The 26,723-nt window shown below is 67.2% G+C and carries 22 protein-coding genes; 4 read left to right on the top strand and 18 right to left on the bottom strand.

The window, feature by feature from the left end:
- Positions 1–27: 27 nt before the first annotated feature.
- The 15 genes from ACPPVS_RS12690 to ACPPVS_RS12620 form a co-directional block, all read right to left on the bottom strand.
- The gene (locus ACPPVS_RS12690) at positions 28–342 is read right to left on the bottom strand and encodes a DUF6112 family protein (protein ID WP_426592623.1); all 315 of its coding nucleotides are present in this window, start codon (positions 340–342) and stop codon (positions 28–30) included.
- Positions 343–1,061: 719 nt separating this feature from the next.
- Complete coding sequence (locus ACPPVS_RS12685; RefSeq protein WP_426595968.1) at positions 1,062–3,917, bottom strand: glycoside hydrolase domain-containing protein; 2,856 nt, start codon at positions 3,915–3,917, stop codon at positions 1,062–1,064.
- A gap of 466 nt (positions 3,918–4,383) precedes the next feature.
- Entirely contained in the window at positions 4,384–7,332 is a 2,949-nt protein-coding gene (locus ACPPVS_RS12680; RefSeq protein WP_426592622.1) for a LysM peptidoglycan-binding domain-containing protein, read from the bottom strand.
- Positions 7,329–7,778, bottom strand: a complete 450-nt coding sequence (locus ACPPVS_RS12675) for a pilus assembly protein TadG-related protein (protein ID WP_426592621.1) — start codon at positions 7,776–7,778, stop codon at positions 7,329–7,331. The genes ACPPVS_RS12680 and ACPPVS_RS12675 overlap by 4 nt, the downstream gene beginning before the upstream one ends.
- A complete protein-coding gene (locus ACPPVS_RS12670) occupies positions 7,775–8,164 on the bottom strand; it encodes a TadE/TadG family type IV pilus assembly protein (RefSeq protein WP_426592620.1) in 390 nt (129 codons plus the stop codon). The genes ACPPVS_RS12675 and ACPPVS_RS12670 overlap by 4 nt, the downstream gene beginning before the upstream one ends.
- Positions 8,165–8,196: 32 nt before the next feature.
- Positions 8,197–8,610, bottom strand: coding sequence for a TadE/TadG family type IV pilus assembly protein (locus ACPPVS_RS12665; protein WP_426592619.1), 414 nt, complete (start codon positions 8,608–8,610; stop codon positions 8,197–8,199).
- Between the two features lie 3 nt (positions 8,611–8,613).
- Positions 8,614–8,814 carry a hypothetical protein gene (locus tag ACPPVS_RS12660; RefSeq protein ID WP_426592618.1) on the bottom strand — a complete coding sequence of 67 codons (201 nt, stop codon included), beginning with the start codon at positions 8,812–8,814 and terminating at the stop codon, positions 8,614–8,616.
- Between the two features lie 14 nt (positions 8,815–8,828).
- A complete protein-coding gene (locus ACPPVS_RS12655; RefSeq protein WP_426592617.1) occupies positions 8,829–9,722 on the bottom strand; it encodes a type II secretion system F family protein in 894 nt (297 codons plus the stop codon).
- On the bottom strand, positions 9,719–10,564 hold the full coding sequence (locus ACPPVS_RS12650) for a type II secretion system F family protein (RefSeq protein WP_426592616.1): 846 nt from the start codon (positions 10,562–10,564) through the stop codon (positions 9,719–9,721). Before ACPPVS_RS12650 ends, ACPPVS_RS12655 begins: the two co-directional genes overlap by 4 nt.
- Entirely contained in the window at positions 10,561–12,009 is a 1,449-nt protein-coding gene (locus ACPPVS_RS12645) for a CpaF family protein (RefSeq protein WP_426592615.1), read from the bottom strand. Before ACPPVS_RS12645 ends, ACPPVS_RS12650 begins: the two co-directional genes overlap by 4 nt.
- Complete coding sequence (locus ACPPVS_RS12640) at positions 12,006–12,773, bottom strand: hypothetical protein (RefSeq protein ID WP_426592614.1); 768 nt, start codon at positions 12,771–12,773, stop codon at positions 12,006–12,008. The genes ACPPVS_RS12645 and ACPPVS_RS12640 overlap by 4 nt, the downstream gene beginning before the upstream one ends.
- Positions 12,770–13,450, bottom strand: coding sequence for an SAF domain-containing protein (locus ACPPVS_RS12635; protein WP_426592613.1), 681 nt, complete (start codon positions 13,448–13,450; stop codon positions 12,770–12,772). Before ACPPVS_RS12635 ends, ACPPVS_RS12640 begins: the two co-directional genes overlap by 4 nt.
- A 34-nt stretch (positions 13,451–13,484) precedes the next feature.
- Entirely contained in the window at positions 13,485–14,321 is an 837-nt protein-coding gene (locus tag ACPPVS_RS12630) for a hypothetical protein (protein WP_426592612.1), read from the bottom strand.
- Between the two features lie 53 nt (positions 14,322–14,374).
- Complete coding sequence (locus ACPPVS_RS12625; RefSeq protein ID WP_426592611.1) at positions 14,375–15,037, bottom strand: hypothetical protein; 663 nt, start codon at positions 15,035–15,037, stop codon at positions 14,375–14,377.
- 137 nt (positions 15,038–15,174) lie between these two features.
- Complete coding sequence (locus ACPPVS_RS12620) at positions 15,175–16,038, bottom strand: hypothetical protein (protein WP_426592610.1); 864 nt, start codon at positions 16,036–16,038, stop codon at positions 15,175–15,177.
- 729 nt (positions 16,039–16,767) lie between these two features.
- Here ACPPVS_RS12620 and ACPPVS_RS12615 point away from each other — a divergent pair.
- Positions 16,768–17,532 carry a MerR family transcriptional regulator gene (locus tag ACPPVS_RS12615; protein ID WP_426592609.1) on the top strand — a complete coding sequence of 255 codons (765 nt, stop codon included), beginning with the start codon at positions 16,768–16,770 and terminating at the stop codon, positions 17,530–17,532.
- A gap of 782 nt (positions 17,533–18,314) precedes the next feature.
- Here the strand turns inward: ACPPVS_RS12615 and ACPPVS_RS12610 are convergent.
- On the bottom strand, positions 18,315–19,022 hold the full coding sequence (locus ACPPVS_RS12610; RefSeq protein WP_426592608.1) for a hypothetical protein: 708 nt from the start codon (positions 19,020–19,022) through the stop codon (positions 18,315–18,317).
- A 117-nt stretch (positions 19,023–19,139) separates the two neighbouring features.
- A complete protein-coding gene (locus ACPPVS_RS12605; RefSeq protein ID WP_426592607.1) occupies positions 19,140–19,319 on the bottom strand; it encodes a hypothetical protein in 180 nt (59 codons plus the stop codon).
- A 290-nt stretch (positions 19,320–19,609) separates the two neighbouring features.
- On the opposite strand from ACPPVS_RS12605, the gene ACPPVS_RS12600 reads away from it, so the two are divergent.
- From ACPPVS_RS12600 to ACPPVS_RS12590, 3 genes are read left to right on the top strand one after another with little or no spacing between them, the layout of a single operon-like run.
- Positions 19,610–21,577, top strand: coding sequence for a type I restriction-modification system subunit M (locus ACPPVS_RS12600; RefSeq protein WP_426592606.1), 1,968 nt, complete (start codon positions 19,610–19,612; stop codon positions 21,575–21,577).
- Entirely contained in the window at positions 21,574–22,902 is a 1,329-nt protein-coding gene (locus ACPPVS_RS12595) for a restriction endonuclease subunit S (protein ID WP_426592605.1), read from the top strand. Before ACPPVS_RS12600 ends, ACPPVS_RS12595 begins: the two co-directional genes overlap by 4 nt.
- A complete protein-coding gene (locus tag ACPPVS_RS12590) occupies positions 22,899–25,886 on the top strand; it encodes a type I restriction endonuclease subunit R (protein WP_426592604.1) in 2,988 nt (995 codons plus the stop codon). Before ACPPVS_RS12595 ends, ACPPVS_RS12590 begins: the two co-directional genes overlap by 4 nt.
- A 517-nt stretch (positions 25,887–26,403) precedes the next feature.
- Here ACPPVS_RS12590 and ACPPVS_RS12585 read toward each other — a convergent pair.
- Positions 26,404–26,679, bottom strand: a complete 276-nt coding sequence (locus tag ACPPVS_RS12585; RefSeq protein ID WP_426592603.1) for a sigma factor — start codon at positions 26,677–26,679, stop codon at positions 26,404–26,406.
- Positions 26,680–26,723: the final 44 nt, after the last annotated feature.

The raw sequence follows: 26,723 nt of genomic DNA, 5'->3' as shown, positions 1-26,723 counted from the left end.
CATGCATCCACGGCGAGCGTGGCCATGTCAGATCTGCGCGCCCAGGCCGGAGAAGAACGCCACGATCGCGTTCGCCCCACCGATCAGCAGCGCCCCACCGGCCGAGACGAGAAAGCCGGTCTTGCCGCCCGATGCCGCGCCATAGTTGCCCTGCTGGCGGGCGACCGCCCAGATGATCACCGAGACCACCAGGCCGGCGACGCACGCCACCAGGCCCCACGTCATCAGCGCCCCGACGATCTGCCTGATGACAGCCAACCCGGGCAGGCCGTCCTGGTTCGGCGAGATGCCCGGGTCCGTGAACGGCAACCGGTACGCCCCAACGCCGATGACTCTTCTCATGGTCTCCTCCTCGTCCCGTCGACGACCGCGAAACGGCGTCGCTAGGAGAAGGAGTCGGCGTCAGACGAGAAGACGCGACGGGAGCTACCGATTCGGTCCAAGCACAAAGGTCATGAGGAACGCGCTTTGCCCCAGGCGGTAGCGCGGACGCGCCCGGGAATCACACCTAGCCGGCAGCAGACCCGCCACCCACTGCGCTTCCGGTGTGACTCGAGTTGGCAGGCGAGCGCGCCCGTTTCCGCATTTCTTACTGAGCTGGCACAGCTCGCACAGGTGTCCGCACCAGTCGCTGAGGACGCGTTTGAGGACTAGACGCTCGACCGGGAGGGCCGACGCTCGCGATGCTGTCAGCGAAGTCCAGTCATGGTGACGTGCGGGCGACCTGCGGCCGGGCCCACCACGCGCCGGTGGGAACCCAAAGACGTTGAGGTCCCGCATATTCACGAGCTCCCCCACATTGGCCCCGCACCGCACGCAGCGTCCAGCCGCACCTCGCGAGCCGATCACCCGTCGCCCACTTCGTCCTCGACCGACTCGCTCCAGACCGATCGCGCGGACCACCGTCCTGACGACCGTGCACGATGGCCACCCCGGAACCGGCGACCAAGCCCCGGCGACAGCAAGCGATTTCATCAACTCCACAGGCCAGAATCGACACCGGGAGCGACCGCCGAGGCGCGCGTGAACCTCACTCCGAAGCCGATGAAAGAAGATCGAGGCTAGGCGTCAATCGAGACCTTGAGTTGACTGGCCGACGCACGAGTTTGCCTCGGCGTCCACGCGAAAATGTTCCCGGAGACATTGCCTTCGAGTGTGTGAACGTCCACTTCGACTGCGAACGAGGATTTATCCGACGGGACGACAACGGTTGTGGGTGGCTGCGCAGCGACGACGTCGCTGGTTATGTACACAGTCTGTCCCAGTGGAGGTGGAGCTGGTCGGCTCAACGTTATAGTGATCTTCCGAACGCCGGTCGTCCACGGGGCCTCGTCAGCCGCAGAAACTCCCGTTACCTGAGCGTATGCCTTGGCCGGCACGTCGTCCGGAGATCCGGGATCTGCGGATTCCGCCAGATCAAAATCAAAGGATCGACCCTTCCAGACTGGTCCCTTCGCTGTTTGCTGGTAATGTCCGACGATTGGAAGCAGCGTCTTGCCGTCGGTGGTCAGGACCTCCCACGCTTGAACTGTTCGGACATCCAGCAGATACTGCCAAATCGCGGGAGACGGACTAAGCGAGGCTGTGCTGATTGATGCGGGGACTAGCCCGCCATTTACGAACCAGTTCTCGACCGGCGGCCTCGGATTGGAGATCCAGATCGGCGCGGCCGGCCGAGATTTGCGCATGAGCTTCGCCGGGACAAGGTTTGCGTACAGCGCGCCCTCGAAGTCGGCGTTGTTGACCGCGTCGACCCATAGTGCGGCGTAGGCGACTCGTTGCGCAAAGCTAGATTTGGGATTGGTACCCGGTGCAGGCGACTCCAGATCGAAATAGATGCGTGATTTGGTCGGGAATCCCGCCTTTTTCGCTAGGGTTACGGCTTGATTTGCGTCGGCATTCGCTTGCGCTGCTGTGAGTTCTTGAGGTGTCGCGTTGAAGCCAAGATTGTCATCGACGTCCGAAGCTGTTCCGAAATAGATCGGAACCAAGCCCCATCCTTGCGCTGCTAGCAGGGATCGTCGTGTCATCCAACTTGCGTCATTGCGTCCATGGTGCGTTGGTGCCAAATAGAAGCCGAGGAACGCAAGACTCGTATTTTCATAAATTTGTTGAAGCATCCATGCGCCGAAGTCGGCGGACGTAAGAGGGCTTCCCGGGAGCGCGGCATCCTCGGGGTATCGTGTGGGCCAGCCAAACATTTCACCACCGATCGACGACAGGGCCTTTGTCGCTGCAATTGAAAGGGCAGTTTCGGAGGGCGGATTGATGATTACGTCCTGTGTTGGAGGAGTATCAATTCGGGTTAAGAGCGTTCTGAGGACTACCTGACCGGCGGTTGCCAACTCTATTGTCTGCGGTTCCGCTGCCACAGCTCCAACGCCAACTGCGCCAGCTAGATCGAATCGACCCGAGACGTTGAGAAGTGGGGCGGTACGTTGCCACGCGCCCAGGTCGACTATCTCCAGCCGTCCGGTTTGAAGCATTGTCAGGTCGCCTGTGACGACTACGGCGGTGCTTCCGGAGGATGAAATTTCGAGACGGCCATCGCAAGTCACGATTACGCTAATGGCGTCGACTACTCGCAGAATGCCCGCTGGGCCCACGGCCACCTGGCAGTGGATATCCTGAGCCTTAACGCCGGGCGTTGCAGTCCCATCCTTTCGGACCACGTGAAGTGTGCCACCATCCACATGAATTTGAGAACTCAAAACCGAAATCTGACCATCGGCGATTGCGCAGGCGCCGCGGTGTGTTCGCGTCGGATCAAATGGCCAAGGCCTCTCTGGAGTTCGCTTGCTATTGGTATCGGAAATGGCGAGCACCGTAAGCTCGAGATTGAGGAGGGATTCGGGCTTGGTCAACACCAGGGTGCCAACGCATGTGATGGTTGCGTTTAAGCAATGAAGCGTCGAGTGGATTTCGAGGCTGCCAAGGATAAGAAGTTCTCCGCCCTCGGAGAACGCCAGCACGGAATCGGAGTCGATGTGGACGCTGCCGCTGATCAACAGGCAACCGGTGACTGAATTGTTGCTGGTTTTCGGCTCCGCCGATAGATGAACACCGCTCTTCAACTCGATCAGGCCTTCGAGGTGTCCGGTCCCACCGAGAATGAGCGCCCCATTGAGAACGAGGTGTTTATCCTTAGACGACAGCGCGCCACCATTGATTACTGCGGCCCGCCCACTCTCCTCAAGCGTTACGGTGGCCGGAAACTCTGTCTTCGTTGCGCATGAAAGCACCCCCCAGTCTCCTATCACAATCCGGCCCGAGCCCTGGATTGTCGCCCCATTCAGTTGTAATTCGCCACCGTTTTGGAATGCCACGGCCGCATTGACGGTGAGATGCCCAGCCTGAGCCAGCAGATAGCCGCCGCTAAGGGTCAGGCATGGATCGGCGCCCGTCTGCCCGCCAGCGAACGAAATGCTGCCCGCTTTACTGTTTATTCCGGGGGGGCCGCCCGCCTCATGGAAGAGGACGACGTTCCCATCGCAGACCAGCGAACCTTCGTTGACGAGCGTTGCGCCGTTCACCCAGGCGATGGTTCCCGCGCCGGATATTGCGAGCGAGCCCTGGTTTGTTAGGATTCCAGCAAAGTGGCTGCTCGGCGCGCCTTGGGGTCCAAGTTCTCCCGGCCGAATTGTTCCCGAGGACTGGAGTATCAACTCGGCCGAAAGCCATCCGCCGGTCCACGAGAATTCGTCTGTAACGGTCACCGGTCCGCCACCCATGATACTTCCGAAGCCGGAGCCTTCGATGGTGAGCTTGCCAGCGGTAAATTCGGGAACTGTCGTGCATTGGAATGAGCTGGCCGGAATCACGATGTCGTCGTTCGAATCCGGAACGGAGCCTTCTTTCCATGCCTTCGGGTCGGACCACGTTCCGAGTCCGTCGCCGCTCCACGTTTTTGTTCCCATGAACAATGCGGCCTTCCCGAGTTTGTGTTTGCGCCCAGAGTGCGACCGGTGAATTCAGCCCAGCAGGCTCTACGGTGCTCCCGACATGGCGGCATGTCAACACTGCGTCAAATGGCCTTGCCCCGAGGTCCTGCACACGTTCGTCGGTGATTGCGCGGCCAGGTCGCAGGTAGCGGCGGCTTCGTCGAGGAGGGTCTCGCGTTTCGAGGATGCGTTGACCGTTCCGCCACCGCGTTGTCCGCCGACTCACCGATGGCCCCCGTACGCGGGGTCTTCCCGAGCCCGTCGAACAGGGTCGACGTGGGCCCTGGATTGGCGAGGTATTGCGTCCACCGGTCGGCTCGGGAGGGCCGTGCACCGATATGGAGGCTTGGCGGATGTCCACGACGCAACGGGGGCCGTGCCCGGCGTGCCTGTAGCCACCGGACACGCCGCGGTTTTGGCCGGCGACGTTAAGTGCGACGAGTCAGAGTTCGTTGCCACTGATGTATATGCCTGGATCGAGTTCGCCAAGAAGTAAGTTGAAGCGGCTCCGGAGAAGCGCCGCATCGGCATCGCCGGCACCCGATCCGGTCGCAGTCAGAGCCAAGTCCTGCAATGCGTCGGAGAACGCAGCAACTCGCAGGCCGCGCATGGCGGTACTCAGGGCTTCGCGGTCCCGACCGGCGTCATGTTGGATGCGGGCCAACACGGTGGCTGCGTCGGCGATTGCGCTGGTCATCTGCTGAATGTCATAGTCGGCCCACGCGTACTCGGCGCCGCTGATGCCGCGGAAGGGGCGGTCTCGGACCAAGTCGAGAGCCTCGCCAAGCAGCTCGGGCTCCGCATGCTCATTGCCGAGCAGGTGCTGGAACTCGCGCCAGTCGGTGGTGGCGCCGGGGCCGAGGCGGTACAGGCCGTCCTCGGCAAGGAGGGGCAGCACGTCGACGCCGACGTGCCGGCGTGTGCGGTAGACGAGCGCGTTGCGGGTGCCGGCGCTGATGCGTGCGCCGTTCCAGAGGGTGTCGTCCAGGTCGGCGCCCGTCGCGGGTCCGTGCAGAGCGAGGTAGACGAGCAGCTCGGTCATGCGGGGGCTGAGGGTGCCAATGCCAGGGGGCAGTCCGTCGATCTCGATGGGCCCGAGTACGCGGATCATCACGTGGGCGCGCGTCGGATCTGACCGGGTGGCTGAGCCGTGCGCGTTGCGGAGCGTAGCGATGTCGTCTGCCGCGGTCGTGGCCGGCTCCTGGGCCAGGTTCGTGGGTGGGATTGAGACGGCGAGCAGAGTGTGCAGGTCGGCGAGGTGGTCGGTGCTCAGTCGCTGCGGTTGAAACGTGATCTGCAGAGGGTTGAGGGCCGCGGTGCCGTCGTCGTTGGCGCGGATCGTCCAGGCCCCTTCGTTCGATTCGCGGGTGATGAGAGCTGTGCCGGTCCATGGGACGCCGAGTTCCCCGGTGACTGCGCGTTCGACGAAGGTGGTGGGCAGCCAGGTGTCGGGTGCTTGCCGGTCGCCGCGGGCTTGCAGCGTGTCGTCGAGTCCCTGCTCGGCCAGGCATCGGCCGATCGAATCGGTGGTGATCGAACGTTCGGCGGGTGTTGTGATGACGCGCAGCCGGTGGGCCTCGAAGGCGGGTGCGAGGGCTGCGAGCGAGTCGTCGTCGGTGAGGCAGACACACAGTTGGCCGGACAGGTCGGAGGTGGCGCACTCGACGACCAGGGCGCGGAGGATGTCGTCGGCGATGTCGTCGTTCCCGGTGATGGACAGTGTTCCGGCGGCTTCGAGGTTGATCACGAGCGTGCCCGTACTGGTGTGGCCGGCGGTGACGAGCAAGGGGTAAGGGTCGCACCGGTCGGCGTCGTCGATCGTCGGGTCGTCGGCAAGGTCGCTGGTCTCGGCGGTCCAGGTCGTGGGATTCGTCGCGGTGAACGGAGCGACGGGATCGGGGTCGTCGTCGGTGAGCAGCAGCGTCAGGGTGGTCTGGTCGATGAGGAGCGCTGCGAGGTCGGGGAGCTCGCGTTCAGCATCGAAGCAGCGGCAGCTGAGGTTGGCCAGGGCCGACGTAATCATCGCGATGCTCATGGGTGGGGCTGCTCCACGCAGCGTGGCCTCGGTCTGTGCGGCGCTCGATGCCCGATCGGGGAGCGGGATGTGTTGGCCGAGCCGCCGTGCGCGCTGCTGGAGGTGGCGGCGGCGAGTGAGTTCGCCGGCGACGCCGGCCGCGGCCAGCGCAGTCAAGCCGGCGAACCACACGGGCCGGGGGATCGAGTCGTCGCTGGTCCCCGTGATCGTCGCTAACGGCTCCGCGACGGTGTTCTGAAGGGGGGCCTGTGCCGGAGCCGGTATGCGCGGCTCGTCATCGTGCGCGGTGTCGTCGAGTGGCGGGATCGGCGATGTCTGCAGGATCGACGTGAGTGGGGCGGGGGCTTCCCTCGTCGTTGCGGTCACCGCAGAAGGAGGTGCCGGGGTCAGCGGCGAGGTCGTGGTCGGAAGTTGGAGTACCCAGCCGGGCTCGATGACGTTGGGGTCGTGTAGTGCCTGGCCGCCGGGTTGAGGCCGATCGCGGTTGAGGTCAACGAGCTCGGTGTACAGGTGACCGTCGCCGAGATGTTGGGCGGCGATGTCCCAGAGGGTGTCGCCCGGCTGGACCGTCACTGTGTCGGCGGCGGTCGCTTGGGCCGCCACGGCGGCTTGGTGGGGTGCGGACTCGAGGGTGGCGTCGACCGGGAGGAGCAGTTGCCAGCCGGGCAGGATCCAGTCGGCGTCCCGCAGGGTGCGACCGTCGGGTTGGGTGCGCCCGGCGTTGAGGTCGCGGATCTCGGTGTAGCGAACGCCCGCGCCGAGGTGCTGCTCGGCCAGGCTCCACAAGGTGTCGCCGCGCTTCACGGTCACCACCGGGAGTACGGGTGCGGGGGCGGGTTCGGTGACTGCCGGGCTCTCGAAATGGCTGGCCGTCGTCGCGGGGCCGGCCATCGCGAGGGCCGGGCTCAGGGTCGGGCGATCGGCGATCGTCGCGGTGGTTGCGTGGGCAGCCGGCGCGTGGGCGACGTTCGTAGTGGCCAGGGCGAGCAGGATTCCTGCGGAGGCCAGCAGACGTGCTGCGGTGTGCTGCAGGCCGCCGAGTAGGGGCAAGTGCGGAGCCTGCGCGTCGCGGAGTCCGGCGCCGATCTCGACGATTGTGCTCAAGGTGAAGGCGCCCCAAGCGCACCAGGCCACCAGACCAAGGACGGCGAACAGCAGGCTGCCGTCGTCGGGGGAGACGAGCAAGGTGGGGACCTGGCCCCAGGTGGGCAGGGTGTCGGGCAGGTAGGTCGGCGCGAGCGCGATCAGCGTGATCGGCACGCCGGCGATGAACGTGACCAGTGTGACGGTGGAGCCCGCGGCTCGTAGCAGGTCGCCGGTGCGGTGCTCGTGCATGGTGGGCAGGGTCGCGGTCATGGTGCCTCCTGGGGGATGGCGTCGACGAGCTGTGCTTGGGCGCTGCCGGTGGCCTCGATCTGGTCGATGCCGATCAGGTCGAGGAAGGCTGTGGGTGCGCTGGTGTGGACGGTGACGAGCAGTCGGGTGCGGTCCTGGCTGACGGTGACCATCCCTGTCGCCCCGGCGGCGGCCAGGTAGGCCTGGGCTGCTTGGACTGCTGCGATGTTGTCGACCTGGTAGCCGGTGCCGGTGATGGTGCCGGGCAGGTCGAGGGCTTGCCCGCCCGCGCGGGCCGCTTCGGCGGCGATGCCCTCGGCGCGTTGGGCGGCGCGCAGCTTGGCGCCGCCGTCGGCGACCAGCCCGACCAGCACGAGGAGCCCGAGCACGCTGATCACCACGAATACGGTCACCGACCCGGCCTCCGGGTCGGCTCCGGTAAGCAGGCGCGTTCGCAGGGCGGTCATCGTGTGCGGTACCTGTCCAGCGGGGAGGTCGCGGTCGCGGTGATGGTCCGGGTGCCGGGTAGGCCGGGGACGGCCAGGTCCGCAATGGTGACGGTGCAGGTGATGGTGATGGTGACGGCGCCGTCCTGACCCAGGGGTGCGCTGAAGCCGGCGGTGTCCACGTCGATGGCGGTGGTGATGCAGTCGCTGCCGGTCAGCTCTGCGGTGGCGGTGGTGGTGGCTGTGGCGAGGGCGGCGTCTGGGGTGCGGGTCAGGGATGCGTCGCGAGCGCCGGCGCGGGCGGCTTGCTCGACGGCGGCCGACGAGGTCTGGACGCGTCCGGCGAACACGACCAGGGCGAGCAGCAGGATCAGGGTGGGGGCCAGGATCGCGAGTTCGACGGTCATCGACCCGCGGTCCCGATCGGTGTGCCGGCCGGTCACGGTGAGCCGCCGGGGACGAATCGTTCGATGGGTCCAGTCGCGGCCTGTGTGACGGTGGGCCCATCGACGCCGGGCAGCACGGACAGGGATCGTCCGGTGACGACGACTTGCACCTGCCCGGGGCTGGCGACGGAGGTGGCGGTGGGGTCGAGCAGGGTGTCGGCGCCGTGCTGGTCGATGAAGGCCAGGGCGACGTCCCGGCCGGTTCCGGGGTCGGTGTTGTAGCTGCGGGCGGTGGCGACGCCTTGTTGAGCCGCGGCCAACGCGAGGGAGCGGGCGTAGAACCACAGGCCGTACTGCAGCAGTGCGGTGACCAGTGCCAGGAGCGCGGGGAACAAGATGACCAGCTCGATGCTGGCCGATCCGTCCTCCCGGCGCCGATGTCTGGGGTGTGCTGCGGTCGTGGGCATGGGTCAGTTGATTTGGTCGACGCGGCGTTGCACGGCAGCGGTGACGGCTACGACGAGCATCGTCGCGATGGCCATCAGGCCCAGGATGATGATGACCAGTTCGAGGGTGGACGCCCCGACGTCGCTTCGGGTGCCTGCGCGAATCCGAGTCCTGGTGGTGGTGAGCAGGGCGGTCAGGTAGGTCAGGACCAGGTAGGTGGGCATGGTGGTGCTCCTTGTCAGGACAGCAGGATGCGGACGAACGCGGGGTAGACCAGCAGGGCCATGAAGCACAGGCCGAGGACGGCGACGGGCACGACCATGTGCTCGGAGGCGGCGTTGGCCTTCGCGGTCGACGCGGCAAGCAGCTGCGAACGCAGCGATGAGGCGCGGGCGCGCAGCGTGGCGTAGACGGCAGCCCCGTCGTGGCCGGCCAGGCGCATGATGTCGGCGGTGTCGCCGAGCTCGACGACACCGGTCTGTTCGGCCAGGTCGCTCAACCCGGTCCAGGACGGTTGCCCGGCCAGCTCGGCGCGCAGCAGCGCATCGCGGATGCGGGCGAACTGAGGGGAGCCACCGACGGCGACGGCACGGTCGAGAGCTTCGGTCGGCCCGGCATCGGCCAGGCGTTCCATCGCGACCAGCTCGAGAAACACGCACGTCGCCTGCCGCATCGACTCTCGTGCCGCGGTTGCGTCCTTACGCAGGGTCACGTCGGGGAGCCAGAAGAACACCACCCCCAATCCGACCCCGGCGGCCAGCGGCAGCCCGACCGGGATGCTGATGCCGGCGATCGCGAGTAGCGCTGTCATCGTCGTGGGGGAGACCAGGCCGATCAGGGCGTAGGCGATCTTGCGGGCGGCCAGGGCTTCGGCGGGCAGTTCGACCATCCGCAGGTCCGCAGCGAACCGGGCCAGCCCAAACGTGTCCACGGCGCCGGGCAGCACTCGCTGACCCAGCACCCCGAACCGGCCCGGTGTGAGCGGGGCCGAGGTTCGTACCCCGTCGACGGGTAGCAGCCGGGCGACGGCGTCGGCCAGGTCGGGGCGGGCGGTGGTCAGCCCAGCGATCGCGACGACGAGCCCGGCGCCGATCAGGGTGCCGGCCAGGACGACGAGCCAGATGGTGTTCATCGAGCGCTCCCGTCCGTCAGGAATCGGGGTGTGGGTGTGGCCAGGGTGAGGGCGCGGATCCACAGCAGGCACCCGGCGAACGCGGCCGCGATGGCCAGGAGCACGAGCTGTCCCAGCGCGTCCCCGTAGGGCGCGAGGTAGGTGCCGTTCAGTGCGAGCAGGGCGGCGACTGCCAAGGTGATGAGGGTGACCAGTCGGGCGGTGGAGCGGGGCCGGGCGCGTTCGGCCTCGATCTTGCGTCGTGCTGCGACCTCTTCGGCGACCGACGCGGCGGCAGCGGTGAGCACCGCGGACAGGCCTGGTCCGCGGCGACGTGCAGCGAGCAGGAGGGTCGCGACGACGAAGTCACCTGCGGCGTCATCCAAGTCCTCGGCGAACGAACGCAGAGCTTGTTCGGTGGGCCACCGCGCCGAGATCCGCGCGATCAAGGCCCCGACCTGGGGGTTGATGACCGGTGGGCAGGTCGCCACGGAGGCGGTGATGGTTTGCTCGAGGCCGACACCGGTGGCTAGGACGTCAGCCAGGCGCCGGGTCCACTCTTCGATCGCCTCGACCCGGTCGATGGCCCGGGTTGCCGTCTTGGCCGAGCCGAGCAGGAACGGCAACCCCACCACCGCCGCGGCCACGATCAGCGCGGTCACCGGCCACCCGGTCCACGCCCATGCCGCCACCCCGGCGCCCGCGGCGATGCCCCACCGCCATCGCGCCCATCGCCCGGTTGGTGTCGGGCGGTGACGGCGCGGCCTCGGCGGGGACGGTTCGACGCGGCGGACCCCGGCGACGACGAGCAGGACGCCGGCGACGAAGATGGCGCCGGCGACACCGGCCAGGGCGACACTCATCGCGGGTCACCGCCGTAGACCCAGGTGCCGGCGCGGTGATCGAGAAGCGTCTCGTCGAAACCCGCCCGTACGAGCTCACCTAGGCACACCGGGCGGTGCAGAGGGACTGCCCGCCCGTCGGAGCCGGGACCGAAGACCATCGTGGTCGCTGGACGGTTGTGCTCGCCCAGACCGTTGACCTCGACGACCTGGGTGACGAACCGGTGCCGCGACCCACCGGTCGATGTGTGGTCGTCGAGCTCGATGTGGACGAGGAAGTCGACGGAACCGGCCAGCAGCCGGTAGGCGAACGTGTCGGACATTTGCACCCCGGCCGACAGGCACAGCGTGACGATCCGGTCGACGGCGTGTAGAGCGGTGCGCGAGTGCAGTGTGCACAGGGACCCGTCGCCGGTCGACATCGCCTCGAGCATCGGCAAGACCTCGGGGCCGCGGACCTCGCCGACGATGATCCGGCGCAGGTTCAACCGCAGAGCCGTGGTGACCAGCTCGGACAGGGACACCTCTCCGGCGTGGCGTCCGCTCGCGTCGTGCTCGGCGGAGCCTTCACGGCCCTCCATCGCCACGACGCGGGGGTGCCGGTGGGGCAGGTCGTGCAGGTATAGCTCGTACTCCTTCTCGATCGTCGCGAAGCGTTCCATCGGGTCGAACTCATTGGCCAACGCCCGGATCAGGGTCGTCTTGCCGGCGTTCTGCAGCCCGGTGACGATCACGTTCTTGCCCGCGAGCACGGCCGCGCGCAGGAAACCCGCCAGGACGGTGTCCAGGGTGCCGAGAGTCACCAGGTCGTCCAGGTCGATGTCGCGGACCCGGTGTCGGCGGATCACGATGTGTACCCGCGGGGTCGTCCACGCGACCGCCGCGAGCCGGGAACCGTCCTCGAGGCGCAGGTGCAGGGCGGGGTGCGCGGAGGAGAACGAGCGCTCGGCGGTGCCGGTGCGGGCGGCGAGCAGCTGCAGGATCTCGATCAGCTCATCGTCGGAGTCCGCCACGGGTGGGTGGGGTTCGATGCGGCCGTCGTCGAAGGACACCCAGACACGGTCGTGACCGTCGACCTCGATGTTCTCCACGGACTGGTCGTCGATCAGGGGCTGCAAGCGGCCGAGCCCGAAGAGTGCGGCCATCACCGCCTGCCCGGTGGCCATCTCGACCTCGAACGGCCACGGCTCGGACCCCCGGCGCAGGCGGTCGCGACCCCGCTCGCTCAGCTCGGTCGCGACCAACGCACGCGCGAGCTCGCGGCGAGCGCCCGGTGCCTCGACGCGCTGCACCTTGAGCCGCTCGGCGAGCCGTTCGGCGACGGCCGAGCGGACCTCGCGGACAAGGGCCAGGTCCGGCGCCGGAATGACGAGCCTGGCATCGTTGGGCAGCCGGGTGGATGCGGGGTCGCTCGCGTGTGCACCGCGCGGTGCCGCGTCCGTCCGGATCAGGTCGTCGAGGCTCATGAGGTCACCGCCGTCCGCTCGGGAACCAGATCTGCGATGCGGGCGGCTGTGGCGTGAGCGGCTCGGAGCAGCGGGGAACGCTCGAACCGCCACCCGCTCGTCGCACCGAGGGCGAACTGGTGGGCGGTCCAGTCGTCGCGGACCAGGCTCAGCACCTCCGTCACGCCGAGCGCGGCGCGGATCTGGCCGCTTGAGTAGCCGCTGGCGTCCACGACGAGTGCCACCGGTGCGTGACGGCCCTTCCGCTCGGCCATCAAGGCACGGACCGCGGCAGCCGACGGCGCGACCGACGACACGTCACCACGAACGACGACGGCGACGAGGTCGGCTTCGGTCACCAGGACCCGCGGCTCGTGGTGGTGTCCGACCCGGCCCGCGTCGACGAGGACGTCGACACCCTGGTCGGACAGGTCCCGGGCTGCACTCAGCAGCGAGCCCCACATCGGCGCCAACGGGCGAGCCTGCACCGGGTCGAGGACCCCAGGCAGAACCATCCGAGTCGCGTCCGCGTCCAACGCCACGCAGCACCCGACCAGCTGGTCGGCGCTCAACGGTGGCCGACCCGCCGCCAGGATGGACACCCCTGCGTCACGCGGCACCCCGCCCGACAAGTACCCGGTGAGCAGACCCGAGCCGGCCGGGTCGCCGTCCACGAGCAGCACCCGTCGCCCGGGTCGGGCCGCCGGCCACACCCAGGCCAGTGCTAGCGCGCTCGTCGTGACGCCGGGGGCCCCGTGTGCGGAGCACAGCACGACGACGCTCACGACGTCGCCTGCGACGGTTCGACGACGATGGCGAACCGCCCGGTCGCGGCCCGCATCGCCAACGCGGGGCCGTCAGCCGCTGCCGCTACGGCGTCGGCGACCTCGAGCCCGTTCACGTCCGGCGCTCCGACCCGCACGACCCTCACCTGGAACGTCGCGGGGACCCCTGTCACGGGGTCGGCACCCTGCGCCGGGGTGTCGACCACGAGCAGCTGTGTCCCGGCGGCCAAGCCGCCGGCCGGTATGCGTTCGGCCGCCAACGGCAGAGGGACCATGACCTCGTCGGCGCCCAGGACGCCCGACGCGGCCACGTCGCCGGGCGTGAGCAGGGTGCCGCGGCCCAGCTTCGCGACCGCGACCTTCCCCACCAGGATCGGTGCATCGTCGGCGGCTACAAGCGTGACGCCGGGATCCGCGGAGACAGCGGTGGTGGTCAGGTCGGCGGCGGTGATCGTCGAGCCGTAGTCGACGTCACGGGCCATCATCACCACGTCGGTGCGGTGCCCGGTGGCCGACACCAACCACATCACCACCAGAGCCCCCAGGGCCGCCATCGCGACCCCGGCGACCACGAATCCCGGCCGGCGCCGACCTCTGGGCCTGACCAAGGCGGCGGGCCGCAGCTCGGGTGCAGCTTGTCGGCCGTTGAGCTTTGGCTTGTCGCTGGTTGTCGTCACCGCAACCTCCCCCCGCGGCGTAGAGCTGACAGCCCTACTCCTGCGTCACGAGCACCTGAACCTCACCGATGCGCACGCTCGTCGCGGACGTCCGTGTCACGCTCAGCGAGCCCGAAGCCCCGCCGCCGCTCCACGTCACGTCCCACGTCGTCGTCGCCGTGACCGGGAACTCCTGCCCCGGTTGCCCGCCCGAATGCTGCTGATAGATGTGCTGACACGTCGGGGACGTCACTCCGCCCGTGTAGTACGGCGTTCCCGGGCTCCTGCACGTCTCGGAGAGCCCGTCGCCCATCGCCCACACGATCTGACGGGCCTGCGCATTCGCCGTGACCGACAGGCCGGCGATAGACGCGGTCGCCGACGTCGGTCCCCACGTCGTGGGCATCACGTCCGTCCAGAGCCACACCGGGACCCCCACGATCCCGAACCCATCCGCCGGGACAGTCGTGCGGATCGCCGGCCCCGACAAGCCCATCAGTGCGATCGCGCGTTGCGCGACCTGCTGTGGTGTCGGCGCATTCCCGGCACCGGGGGGAGAGGTCGCCCGCCACGTCCAACCACCGCTTGCGCCGGGCACGCGCGATGTGCACGTCACGTCATACATCGCGCCGTCGGGGTAGTGGCCCTCCCAATAGACGCCGTCCGGCGGCTGGGGGTCCAACAGCAACCAGTAGCACTCGCCCTGGTCGTCGAACCACCCGAGCTCGGAGTGGCACGGCACGACTTCGCCCCTTCTCGAGATCGTGCACACGCGCGCCACCAGGCCGTCGTCCACGGGCGGCGCGACGGGGGTGGCGGCACCCTGACCAGGCAGCTCGACCTCGATGACGCAGAAGGTCGAGTACGGCGCGCACTCGACGTCAGTTGGCAACCCGACCGACGGCATCGCACCGCCAATGAGAAGCGCAGTCGCCACGAGGGTGCTCAACATGTCGTGTCGTGGTCGACCGCGGACTTCTGGATCGTCCAGCGGTTGTCGTAGTACAGCGCGGTCGATGTCGTGACGAGTCGGGTGGCTAGGCCGGGTGCGGCGGCGGACTTGCCGGAGTCGGAGTAGATCGGGGTCCAGGCAGCTCCGTCGACACAGTCGACGATCGTGGCCTTCCCGCCGTCACCCACCACGATGTCCGATACCTCTGGATCAAGGGTCGGGGCTCCAGTGACCACGATGCCGCTCCGCCTGAACGTGTAGACGCCCTCGATGACGTCGGCGAGCGCCGTGTCGACTGCGAACTTTCGCAACTCAGCGCCTGGGTCGACAGTGGTGTTCGCGAACGCGGCGACCTTGGCGTCCCAGTACCCGTGATATGCCGCCAGAATCGCTGCCTGCGCGGCAGATTGTTCAGCGGACAACGTCGGCGTCGGCGTGGCCGTCGGTGTTGGGGATGCTTCGACGGCCACGGTGGCGCTCGTTGCGGGCTCGGGCTGCCGGGCCGTCGTGCAGGCGCTCAGCATCGCCGCGGCGATCACGATGAACGTCGTGCCCGCGGCCCGTGCTGTGCTGTGACGTTGGCTCATCACCACACCCGCCCCCCGTGCCAGCCCGCCGCACGCGGACCGCACCGACAACTGCGTCGTCGTGGACATTGGACACCCAGACCCTTCACACCGTCTATGCCCGCAGTCAGGACGAACCCTGACTCGTCGTGCGGGACCGCTCATAGAGCAGGTGTCGCACAAAGCAAAGAAGACGCGACGCCTCGGAGAAGATCTGTGGATGAATCTCACGACGCGAGATCCTGTGGATGACCGCCCTGGCTCATGGCCGCGAGTTCGGCGGCCAGCGCGGGGGAGCGGTGGCGACGGACGCGGGTCGCGCGCAACGCGGCGCGCATCTGCGGGTTCTGCGCAGCCCGCGGTCCGTCGGTTAGGAGTCGAGCGAAGAGACCGGGCCAGGTCGTGGTGCCGCGCAGCACCACGCACAGCCGGCGCGCTTGCCAGGGCGGCAACTCGAGTTTGACCGCCATCGGGCGCCAGCCGACGGCGCTGCGCCGCTCGTCTGGGGCCGCGCGGATTTCGATGACCGCGTCGACGATTTGCTTGGCCTGCAGCCTTGGCCACCCCGCCCGGGCCAGGGCCCGGACCGCTGGCCGAACAAGGCCTTCGGACAGTGCGCGATCATCAGAGACGTGGTCGGCCGACCGATCCACAGGCTCCCAGCCTGCGGCGAGCAGGGCGTCCAGGCTCGTGGGCATCCTCACCGGATCACGGCCCCTGCGCGGCCGGCGCAGCTCCCAGGCATTGGCCTCGGTTGTGACGTATCGGGCAGCGATGATTTCGCCGAGCACAGCGCGCCTGGCCGACTGCCAGAGAACACCCCACGGTGACGCGGACCGGCGCAGCCCCGGCTTGGTCAGGTTGATCCAGACCGCCTCCCACGCGCTCGCTTCGCCCTGGGACGCGGCCGTGCCGCGCAGGCCGCTCTCGATCGCCAGCGGCCGAGCGATCTCGTCTCGGACGAATCGGAGCAGCAGCTCGGCCACCGGCCCGTCCCAGCCTTCGTTGTCGATCGCCGCCAACGCGGCCAGCAAACCGTCGCGATCGCGCGTGATCCGCAGCGGCACATCATCGCCGCCATCGGCCGTCATCCTCATCTCCGCCTCCGGTGTCGTAGGGACACCAGCGACGCTGCTCAGCACCGATAGACGGACCGATGACGGCACCGAACAGAATCGAGGACGGCACTTCGCGTCATAGCCGCGTCATCACGCTGCCCGATGACGTGCGCCGTCATTGGGCAGGCCGTCATCCCGCGGCTTGATCAGACCGCGCCGATGACGGCAACTAGACCCGGCTCGGGGGCGTCGTGATCGGTGAGTCATTGCCCAAGGCAATGACGGCACCCCGAGCAACCGGGCGCGCCCGGCGTTGACACGCGGGACCTCGTCGGCCGCCTTTGTAGCCGACACCGGATCGGTTGCGACTGCAGGCGATGAAAGCGAGTCACCGTGACGAGCTCGCGCGCTCTACTGGCTTCCGCGCACCGGCGCGGCGGCTGCCCGCTGTACGGGGAGAGCCTGGATGACGTCGTCCGCTGGCTCGAGGGGCCGGTCGAGGAGCGCGACCTCGTGCACACCCCGACGGGCTGCAGCGTCTTTGCCTACGAGCTCCAGGGCCGTCCCAGGAAGAGGCGGAACGACGGTTCACCGACATCCGCTATTGGAACGAGCCTGAGCGTGGCGGCACTTTGCCGCTTGGGAGCAGCCTGAGGCCGTCGCGGCCGAGCTCCAGTCCTTCTTCACCTTCGTCCGCTAGTCGGGCGGATCGGCCAACGGCCTCTTGTCTCTGACGCCGCGTCAGGTCCTAGCGTCTCTTGAATGGAGACGGGCGACAGGGTGGGCGAGCTGGCGGCGGCGAGCGGGCTGACGGTCCGCACGCTGCACTACTACGAGCAGATCGGGCTGCTCACACCGTCGGGCCGCAGCGGCGCGGGCCACCGGTTGTATGACGCCGCGGACGCCGAGCGGCTCTACCGGATCTGCCTGCTGCGCCGGCTCGGCATGGGGCTGGCAGAGGTGCAGCGGGCGCTCGACGACCCGGCGTGGGACCTGGCGTCGGCGATGCGCACCCACCTGGCCACCCTCGACGAGAGGCTCGAGGCGACCGCGCGGCTGCGGTCGCGGGTCGCGGGAGCGCTTGCGTCGGACGGCACCGACCTGCTGGCGGTCGTCGAGGCGATGACCACGATGGAGCCCTCGGCCCAGCAGCGGATCATGCTGCTGGTGTACACCGACATCGGCGCCGCGCATGCCTGGTTGGTCAGGACATTCGGACTCGTACCGGGCGAGCTGACGCGCGACGGCGACGGCCACGTCGTGCATGGCGAGGTGTATGCGGGCGACGGTGTCATCTGGATGCACCCGGAGCAGGAGTCCTACCGGCTGGCATCGCCCCGTTCGCTGGGGGCGTCGACCGGGTCCGTCGCTGTCCTGGTGGACGACGTCGACGCGCACCACGCACACTCCCTCGCGGTGGGCGCAGCCGTGCAGGACGGCCCCGTCGACCGGGCCTACGGGTACCGCGTCTACAGCGCGAACGACCTCGAGGGACACCTGTGGTCGTTCATGAAGGCCCTCGACTGAGGCGCGGGGCGCTGCGTAAAGAGCTGGCCCGCGAGGGACGTGTGGTTCTGCGTCGACCCACGGCGTCAGTGTCAGGTGTCGCATCTGCCGAATTGATGTCGCGAACCGGGTAGGCAAGGAGCACGGCGAGGTCGCGTTCCCTCGGGGCCCGGTCAAGGTCCCCGCGTCCGGCGGGCCGACGCGGTAGTGCCGGCGCGCCGGCGCCGCGACGCGCAAAACTGGTTATCGACGGGCGACGGCCGATGCCCACACCCACGCGAAGCCTTCGCGGCCTCCAGCATCGATGTAACGAACCCGGACCTGCCGCGTTGTCCACGCGACCGCGTGCGCCCGCGCCACGAACGACCTGCCGCGCCCGCTCGTGATCCACGCGGTCACGGGCATCGGTGTCTCGGGCTGGACGAGCCGTTCTCTAGCGCGAGCTTCCACCGGAGCGTCGATCGGCTGGTCGTGCAGGGGCACCCGTTCGAGACCCGGTATCGAACGCATGTTCGAAGAGTAGTGGCGGCCCCGGCTTCGTCAACTGTTGCTATCGGACCGGACGGGCCACAACGGGGGTGCCGGCCCGGCGAGAGCGCTTCGACCGGCTCAGCGGGATTCCGGGGGCGGCGAGTGGTTGGAGAGTCCTCGCGTTCGGACCCGATGCGTTGCTGAAGTTCGGTGCAGGTCGGGTTCGTGGGAAGCTCACCGGGCAGTGGTCGGGCACGACCCGAGGACGTGAGATCCGTTCCTGCCCGCGCCGTCGGTCAACAGAGCAGGGCTGTGCAAGCGGGTTCGGGCCCTCACGCCAGCACTGCAGGGTGATGATGTCGCCCGTGCATGCTCGCCTCCAGCCCAGTGCGGCGAGCGTTTCCGGTGCCGTCGCGGCGTACCACCGGGCGCACGGGTCGCTCGATTGTCGTGTCCCGCGCGACACGCGGGGGAGCAGGTGCGGCTACTAGCCGAAGGGGCCGGATCTCCAGAGGCCGTAGATCACCAGGCCGAGGACGATCATCGGCAGGCATCCGACGCCTGACAGTTGGATACCCGGCGTACTCGGCCCTCGGATAGGCGCGCCCGCGACCTCCTCGTCGGAGATCGGTTCGAAGTGCTGTGCGACGACGTGTCCCTCCCAGGGTGGCCGTCATGTTCTTTGTGATGGCGGCCAGCGTGTCGCGGTGCTCAATGTCGACCCACCACCCTTGAAGCGGCATCCGGACACGGTACAGGGAGCGGGCCATCTGCCAGTCGCCGCCGATGCCCCAGGGGGTGTCCATGCCACGGGCCTCGGCGTCTTCCGTGACAGCGTCGATGTACTCGTCGAGCCCCATCCCGGACGCGGCCGCGTCGGCCGCGAGGGCACCGCGCTCTCGACGGAACGGTGAGAACACCTCCGCGAACGCGGCTTCGGGGGAGTCGGAGAAGTAGACGGTTCGTCCGAGAGTGTCGAAGCGCCCGCGCGTATCGAGGGCGTCGCCGTTGATGTGACCGACGATGGTGTTGGCCCGCACGCCGAGCACGCCATCGCGACGTACGTACGCGTCTCTTGGCCACGCGGTACGCACGTTGGCCCTGAGCGGACACCAGGCAGAGCCCCGTCCTGGGGCAACGGTGGTCGTCTGCCCCCGTCACCCGACCACGTCGTCGGCGAACGCTGCAGCGGCCCCGACAACCTCTCGGGTTCGCAGTTCGCGCACGTAGGTCACGGGCGTCGCCTCGTCGAGGCGCGGATTGGCGCCCGCCATCCACGCGGCCGCGACGCTCGGGCCATCGCTGGCTTCGATGATCCGCCACACGCGGTAGCCCACCCGAAGACGCTGCTGGGCATCTGCGCGCGGCACGGGGCCATGGCGGATCGTCGATGGCTTGGACCGGGCGTGCGGGTCGAGGTCTACATCTCGGTGGAGTGCAGCCTGCTCAATTCCCGACTCGGCCGACGAATGCGGCGGTGATGACGTGGAAGTTCGTCTCGTGCGGCGCGTCGATTCGTGCGTTGGCCGCCCTGACGGCGTGGCTACGATCGCAGGTGCCGCTACGCAGCGCGTCGCGTGCACGGTTCGGACGCATCCGGGCCGTGGGTCACCCGCGAAGGAGCAGGATGTCGCAGCCGCAGGGCTTCCAGGACAAGGTTGCGTTCATCTGGAAGGTCGCCGACAAGCTGCGCGGCAGCTTCAAGCCGCACGAGTATGGCAGCACCATGCTTCCCTTGCTGGTCCTTCGGCGTCTGGACGCCGTCCTGGAACCCACCAAGGTCCAGGTGATGCGGCAGGTTTCGATGTTCGGGGACAAGAAGCTCGGCCCGGGCGAGGACTTCGTGCTGCGGGGGATCGCGGGAGTGCCGTTCTACAACACCTCACCGCTGACGTTCGCCACCTTGCTGGCAGACGACAAGAACGTCGCCGAGAACCTGCACGCCTACGTCGGCGGCCTGTCGCCGGCGGCGTTCGAGATCATCGAGCGGTACGACTTCACCGGCAAGGTCGCCCGCATGGACGCTGCGGGAATCCTGTACGGGGTGCTCTCAGACTTCGCGGACCTCAAGGTCAGCCCGAGCGTGGTGTCCAACGAGGACATGGGCCTGATCTTCGAAGAGCTCCTACGCAAATTTTCTGAAATGAGCAACGAAACTGCGGGCGAGCACTACACACCGCGCGAGGTCATCCGCCTGGTCGTCGACCTGCTGCTGTCTGGCCAGTCCGCCGACGCCCTCGAAGGTGCCACGATGCCCGTGCGCACCGTGTACGACCCCGCGGCAGGCACCGGCGGGATGCTCACCGCCGCGATGGACCGCATTCGCACCCTGAACGACACCGCGAAAGTCCAGGTGTTCGGACAAGAGCTCAACCCCGAGACCTGGGCAATCGCCCGCTCCGACCTGCTCATCCAGAACGTCGGCGCCGACAACATGGCGTTCGGCAACTCCCTGACCCAGGACGCTTACCCAAACACCAAGTTCGACTACATGCTCGCCAACCCGCCCTACGGCGTGGATTGGAAGAGCTACGCCGCCCCCATCACCGCCGAAGCCACCTCGCTCGGGTTCAGCGGCCGGTTCGGGGCGGGCCTGCCGCGGATCTCGGACGGGTCGTTCCTGTTCCTGCAGCACATGCTCTCGAAGATGAAGTCCGGCTCGCGCGTAGGGGTCGTCCTGTCCGGCTCCCCACTGTTCTCCGGAGCGGCCGGGTCAGGAGAATCGGAGATCCGCCGATGGATCATCGAGAACGACTGGCTCGAGGGCATCGTCGCCCTGCCCGACCAGATGTTCTACAACACCGGCATCTTCACCTACGTCTGGATCCTGACCAACGCCAAGGCCGCCCACCGCGCCGGATCGGTCGCTCTGATCGACGGACGCGAGATGTTCACCAAAATGCGCAAGTCGTTGGGGGACAAGCGCAAGACCCTGACCGACGACTCGATCGACCAGATCGTGCGGCTCTACGACGAGCTTCCCGACGACGCTCGAGTCAAGATCCTCCCGAACGAGACCTTCGGGTTCCAGCGCATCACCGTCGAACGCCCGCTGAGGCGCCGCTGGGAAGTGACCGACGAAGTCCTCACATTGCTTCCCGACGATGCTCGAGCCCCGTTCGAAGGCACGCTCGGGACCGCGGTCGACTCCGAGGCGAAGTTCACGACAGTCCTCAATGGCATGGCGACGGTCGCCAACGGCGGCCTGGACGCCAAGACCCGGCGAGCCATCCTCAAGGCAGCAGCCGTGTACGACGAGAACGCGGCGCCGATCCTCAAGAAGGGTGCCCCGGAGCCGGACGCGGACCTGCGCGACTTCGAGAACATCCCGCTGCCCGCCGGCTACATCGCCATGACCGACCAGCAGCGCGCCAAGGCCCTCCACGAAACCGCTGAGACGCACTTGAGCGACGACATCCACCCCTACGTCCCGGACGCGTGGATCGACCACAGCAAGACGAAGATCGGCTACGAACTTCCCTTCACCCGGCAGTTCTACGTCTACACGCCACCCAGGCCGGTCGACGAGATTGCCGGGGAGATCCGCGAACTCGAAGCCCAGATCCAGGACTGGATGAAAGGCCTCGGACTGTGACGACCTTGCCCGAGGCGTGGAGTCGGACGGTCCCGGCTGACTGGGACTGGACTCGGCTGAAGTACGTCGCGGCTGTTGGAACAGGGCACACCCCAGATCGCGCGAAGCCTGAATACTGGGTGGACTGCACGATCCCGTGGGTAACTGCGGCCGATTTGAGTAAGCGCAAGTCCGCGTTCGAGCCCTTGCTCGGCACTGAGCAACATGTGAGTGAGATCGGTGTTGCGAATAGTGCCGCTGTGGTTCACCCGAGCCACACCGTAATGTTTTGCCGCACGGCGTCGGTCGGCCTCTTCTGCATCACCGGGGCCCCCATGGCCACGACGCAAGCATTCGTGACGTGGGCGGCGACGAAGCGGCTCGATCCCCGGTACCTGCTCTACACCATTGCCGCGATGAAGAGCGAGTTCGATCGCCTGGCGTATGGCTCAACGCATCTCACGATCTACATGCCGGATCTCGAAGCCCTCGATGTGCCGCTTCCGCCTGTCGACGAGCAGCGACGGATCGCGGACTTCCTCGACGAGCACATTTCTCGAATCGACCGAATTATCGATGCGCGGAGCAGGTCGCTGGCTCTACTGGAATCCACCCGCGCCAGTGCCGCCCGGAATGCACTCCTTGGACTCGATTCGGGCGCCACCGTAGAGACAACGCTGCCTTGGGCGGAGCGAGTCGGGGAGGGATGGACTGTCCGTCGCCTTTCGCATCTGGCACGGATGGGGACCGGACACACGCCGTCGCGATCGAACGCCGAGTACTGGATAGATTGCTCCCTTCCTTGGCTGACTACCTCAGACGTGTACCGGTTTCGCAGAGATGACATCACGACGTTGAGCGAGACGGTGCTAACTATCAGCCAGACGGGCCTTGAGAACAGCGCGGCCGTAATGCACCCGGCCCAGACCGTCGCGCTAAGCCGGACCTCTGGGTCGGCGGGGTTCGCAATCATAATGGGCGCTCCGATGGCGACGAGTCAGGACTTCGTGACTTGGACCTGTGGTGGAGACCTCGCCCCGCGATTCCTACTCGGGCTATTGCGCCTGATGCGCCCGTACCTCCTCGGGCATCTGGCTATGGGATCCACGCACAAGACCATCTACTTTCCTGACCTTCAAGACATCGCGGTGCCGATCCCGGGTCTCGATCAGCAGCGCGCGATCGGATCGGCGCTTAACGAGCTCGATATGCGGACGATCTCTCACGTGGGTGCCGTGCAGAGGCACATCGAATTGCTGCGGGAGTACAAGCAGTCGCTAATCACCGCCGCGGTCATCGGTGAGTTCGACGTCACCACCGCCTCGACCAGGAGCGTCCCGGCATGAGCGTGCACACGGAGGAGGCGTTCGAGGCGAGCATCGAGGCACGCCTGCTGACCCGCGGGTGGTCCAGGCTCGCGCCGGGTGGGTACGACCGCGAGTTGGGCTTGTTCCCGGATGTGCTGCTGCAGTTCATCGAGCAATCGCAGCCGACCGTGTGGAAGCAGCTGGTCACCCGGCTCGGCGGCGAAGGCGTCGCGCGGGTGAAGGTGGCGCAGCACGTCGCGGCGCAGCTCGACCACCGGGGAACAATCAGCGTTTTGCGGGACGCCATGAAGCTCAATGGGCTCACGTTCCACACTTGCTTCTTCAAGCCGGCTAACGCGCTCACCGATGCCCTGACGGTTCGCTACGGCGCGAACCGCATGGCGATCGTTCGCCAGTTGCACCACAGCGAGTCCACGACGAGTGACTCCCTGGACCTGGTCCTCGTCGTCAATGGCATCCCAACCGCGACCGCGGAGCTGAAGAACACGCTCACCCGGCAGGGCGTGCAGGATGCGATGCGGCAATACCGCACGGACCGCAACCCAGCCGACCGGATTTTCCGGTCGCGGGCATTCGTGCACTTCGCCGTCGACCCTCACCGGGTCTACATGACGACGAAGCTGGCCAAGGAGAAGACCCGGTTCCTGCCGTTCAACCAGGGCACCGGAGGTCCGGGGGAGAAGGGGGGAGACGGGAACCCGTCGAACCCGTCCGGGTACGACTCGTCGTACCTGTGGGAGCAGGTCTGGCAGCGCGACGCGTGGCTGGACCTGATCGGATCATTCGTGCACGCCGAGGGCGACACGATCCTGTTCCCGCGGTATCACCAGTGGCACGCGGTGCGGTCGATCATCGCGGCGACGCTGCGCGACGGCGCCGGCGCGAATCGGCTGGTCCAGCACTCGGCGGGGTCGGGGAAGTCGAACACTATCGCGTGGACCGCGCACGCGTTGTCGCGGCTGCATAACGCGGCGAACGAGCCGATCTTCGACAAGGTCATTGTGATCACCGACCGGGTCGTTCTGAACCGTCAGCTGCAGGACACGGTGGCGGGGTTGGAGCACACGCCGGGCACGATCGTGCGGATCGACAAGAACTCGGCCCAGCTCAAGGAGGCGCTCCAGGGCCACGCCGCACGCGTCATCATCACCACGCTTCAGAAGTTTCCCGTCGTCGCCGAGCTGGCGGCTGATGTCGTCGGGAAGTCTTTCGCGGTGCTCGTGGACGAGGCGCATTCCTCGACGTCGGGGGAGTCGATCAAGCAGCTTCAGCAAGTGCTCTCGGCGGGCGAGATCGCTGAGCTGCAGGCCGAGGAGAGTGACGGGGACGAGGGCGTCGACCTGGGCACGGACGTGATCGCGCACTCCGCAGCGGCTCGTCGGGCGCAGCAGAACCTGACCTATGTGGCCTTCACAGCCACCCCTAAGCCGAAGACGCTGAACCTGTTCGGTGAGCGGGTGCCGGGGGTGGGTGGGGAGAAGGACACGTTCGTGCCGTTCCACCTGTACTCGATGCGGCAGGCCATCGAGGAGGGGTTCATCCTCGATGTGCTTGCGAACTACTCGACCTACTCGACGTACTTCAAGCTCGCGACGACCGAGCCAGAGGACCCGGAGGTGCCGGTCGACAAGGCGCGTGCCGAGCTGGCCCGGTTCGTTTCGTTGCATCCGACGAATCTGCGGGCCAAGGCCGAGATCATCGTCGAGCACTTCCGCGCCAAGACGCGCGGGAAGGTGAACGGGCAGGCCAAGGCCATGATCGTGACCCGCTCCCGTGAGCACGCGGTCCGCTACAAGCAGGCTGTCGACGCTTACATTTCCGAGAAGGGCTACGACACGGGCCCACGTCCGCTGCGCTCTCTCGTGGCGTTCTCCGGGTCCCTTGAGCTGCCGGAGGCCCCGGAGGTCAGCTACACCGAGGCGCTCATGAACGGGTTCGGCGAGGGGGAGCTGCCCGGCCGATTCGGCGGTGAGGACTACCACCTGCTCGTTGTGGCGGAGAAGTACCAGACGGGGTTCGACCAGCCGTTGCTGCACACGATGTACGTTGACAAGAAGCTCGCCAACGTCAAGGCCGTGCAGACGCTGTCGCGACTGAACCGCACGCACCCCGGCAAGGACGACACGTTCGTCCTGGACTTCGCCAACACGGTCGAGGAGATCCAGGAAGCGTTCGGCCCGTTCTACGAGTCGTCGACGGCTTATGCGGCCGAGCCCAATGACATCTACAACCTGCAGCACACGCTGATGTCCGCGAGCATCCTCGACGAGCACGAGATGGACCTGGCGGTCCAGGCGTTGTTGTCGGGGCAGCAGTCGCAGCAGCAGGTCGTCTATACCCAGCTTGGCAAGACTGTCGACCGGTTCGGCGCGCTTGACGATGACGACCAGGAGACGTTCCGTGGCGCGCTGACGTCATACGTTCGGGCATACGCCTTCATGGCGCAGATCATGACCTGGACCGATCGGGAGCTCGAACGGTTGTACCTGTTCGGCAAGGCTTTGGCCACTCAGTTGCCTCGCTCCGAGTCGGATCCGATGCCGTTGGTGTCCGATCAGGTCGAGTTGACACATCTGCGTACGGCGCTGACCGCGGAGGAGGAGAACGCCGCATTGAGCGAGGGTTCCGACGAGCCCGGCGACGTTCTGCCCGGTGAGGGCAAGGGTGGTCCGGATCCGCTGCTCGACAAACTGTCCGCCCTGGTGGAAAGGCTCAACGACAAGTTCGGCATCGGCACCACCGACGCGGACAAGGTCTGGTTCGAGCAGCAACGCCTTGAGGTGCTGGCTGACGACGAGCTGCGTGTGGTCGCGTTGAACAACACGCGTGACCACTTCGACCTCGTGCTGCGCGACAAGGTCCCCCGCCATGTCGCCGCGCGGCACGGGGAGAACACCAGAATGTTCGATCTGTTCTTCAACCAGCCTGGCTTCCAGAAGATCGTCGTGGAGTACCTCGGTGACCTGTACGACGAACTGCGCACGGAGGCGGATACGTCATGAGCCCGTCGCCCTCTTCGCGGTCGCCCGAGCGGCCGGAAATCGCGGCACATCAGATCGCAGAGGGCGTTCTGTGAGCAACCACCTCGTTGGCGCGCACGGCAAGTGCCCGCGCCCGATCGCGTCCGGGTCAGCGACACATTGGTCCACCGCGGCGAAATCCAGGACGGCGACGGGAAGGTCTGGCTATGGACGCCGGGCGCATCCTGCGTCTCGGATCGGTAGCACCCGACGGCGTCCTCAGGTGGGCGATCACTCTGGTTCCTGCTAACCCAGTCGTGGTCAAGTTTGTGGACCTCGCAGGCAACGTGCGGCGTCATCTTGACGAAGCGTCGGGTCGGGGCATACAGCCGCGAATTCGAGCCCACGATCCTCCTTCTCGAGAACTACAACACTGTCGCAGCCACAGCGCACTCGGAGGTTGTCCGCCGATCCGCCGACTGCGAGCAAAAAGGCGATAGCCGGGTACACCTAGTGCCGTGGATCGAAGACCGGCACAAGTCGCGGATCGACGAACACGTCAATGCGGGTGATCCTCGGCGCTGCGCCCCGTCGGGAACGGAGAGGCGATCGAACCGCTCGTCACCTGATCGAGAGAGAGCCCGTCCTCGGTTCCCAGGCCCGCAGGGACGAGCCGGCGCCTCTGAGGCTCCAGCGCCGTGAGACACAAGTTGCTCGCGATCCGGTAGAGCCATGTGCGCACCGACGAGCGGCCCTCGAACGTGTCCCACCCCCGCCAGGCGCGGACATAGGTCTCCTGGACCAGGTCCTCGGCCTCGTGGAGGGATCCGACCATCTTGTAGCAGTGCACGAGCAGCTCGCGCCGGTAGGCGTGAGCAT

Source organism: Cellulomonas sp. McL0617 (assembly GCF_049994875.1).
In the GTDB taxonomy this organism is placed as follows: Bacteria; Actinomycetota; Actinomycetes; order Actinomycetales; family Cellulomonadaceae; genus Cellulomonas.
The sequence above is the reverse complement of the archived record's forward strand: the minus strand, read 5'-3'. Positions and strand labels throughout refer to the sequence as shown.

What these genes read in the sequence shown, in the direction of transcription:
- ACPPVS_RS12655 (WP_426592617.1), bottom strand. Translation starts at nt 9,722, where the DNA reads ATGAACACCATCTGGCTCGTCGTCCTGGCCGGCACCCTGATCGGCGCC.
- ACPPVS_RS12615 (WP_426592609.1), top strand. Translation starts at nt 16,768, where the DNA reads ATGGAGACGGGCGACAGGGTGGGCGAGCTGGCGGCGGCGAGCGGGCTG.
- ACPPVS_RS12690 (WP_426592623.1), bottom strand. Translation starts at nt 342, where the DNA reads ATGAGAAGAGTCATCGGCGTTGGGGCGTACCGGTTGCCGTTCACGGAC.
- ACPPVS_RS12670 (WP_426592620.1), bottom strand. Translation starts at nt 8,164, where the DNA reads ATGACCGTCGAACTCGCGATCCTGGCCCCCACCCTGATCCTGCTGCTC.
- ACPPVS_RS12685 (WP_426595968.1), bottom strand. Translation starts at nt 3,917, where the DNA reads ATGGGAACAAAAACGTGGAGCGGCGACGGACTCGGAACGTGGTCCGAC.
- ACPPVS_RS12650 (WP_426592616.1), bottom strand. Translation starts at nt 10,564, where the DNA reads ATGAGTGTCGCCCTGGCCGGTGTCGCCGGCGCCATCTTCGTCGCCGGC.
- ACPPVS_RS12585 (WP_426592603.1), bottom strand. Translation starts at nt 26,679, where the DNA reads ATGGTCGGATCCCTCCACGAGGCCGAGGACCTGGTCCAGGAGACCTAT.
- ACPPVS_RS12675 (WP_426592621.1), bottom strand. Translation starts at nt 7,778, where the DNA reads ATGACCGCCCTGCGAACGCGCCTGCTTACCGGAGCCGACCCGGAGGCC.
- ACPPVS_RS12625 (WP_426592611.1), bottom strand. Translation starts at nt 15,037, where the DNA reads ATGTCCACGACGACGCAGTTGTCGGTGCGGTCCGCGTGCGGCGGGCTG.
- ACPPVS_RS12665 (WP_426592619.1), bottom strand. Translation starts at nt 8,610, where the DNA reads ATGCCCACGACCGCAGCACACCCCAGACATCGGCGCCGGGAGGACGGA.
- ACPPVS_RS12680 (WP_426592622.1), bottom strand. Translation starts at nt 7,332, where the DNA reads ATGACCGCGACCCTGCCCACCATGCACGAGCACCGCACCGGCGACCTG.
- ACPPVS_RS12600 (WP_426592606.1), top strand. Translation starts at nt 19,610, where the DNA reads ATGTCGCAGCCGCAGGGCTTCCAGGACAAGGTTGCGTTCATCTGGAAG.
- ACPPVS_RS12620 (WP_426592610.1), bottom strand. Translation starts at nt 16,038, where the DNA reads ATGACGGCCGATGGCGGCGATGATGTGCCGCTGCGGATCACGCGCGAT.
- ACPPVS_RS12590 (WP_426592604.1), top strand. Translation starts at nt 22,899, where the DNA reads ATGAGCGTGCACACGGAGGAGGCGTTCGAGGCGAGCATCGAGGCACGC.
- ACPPVS_RS12645 (WP_426592615.1), bottom strand. Translation starts at nt 12,009, where the DNA reads ATGAGCCTCGACGACCTGATCCGGACGGACGCGGCACCGCGCGGTGCA.
- ACPPVS_RS12660 (WP_426592618.1), bottom strand. Translation starts at nt 8,814, where the DNA reads ATGCCCACCTACCTGGTCCTGACCTACCTGACCGCCCTGCTCACCACC.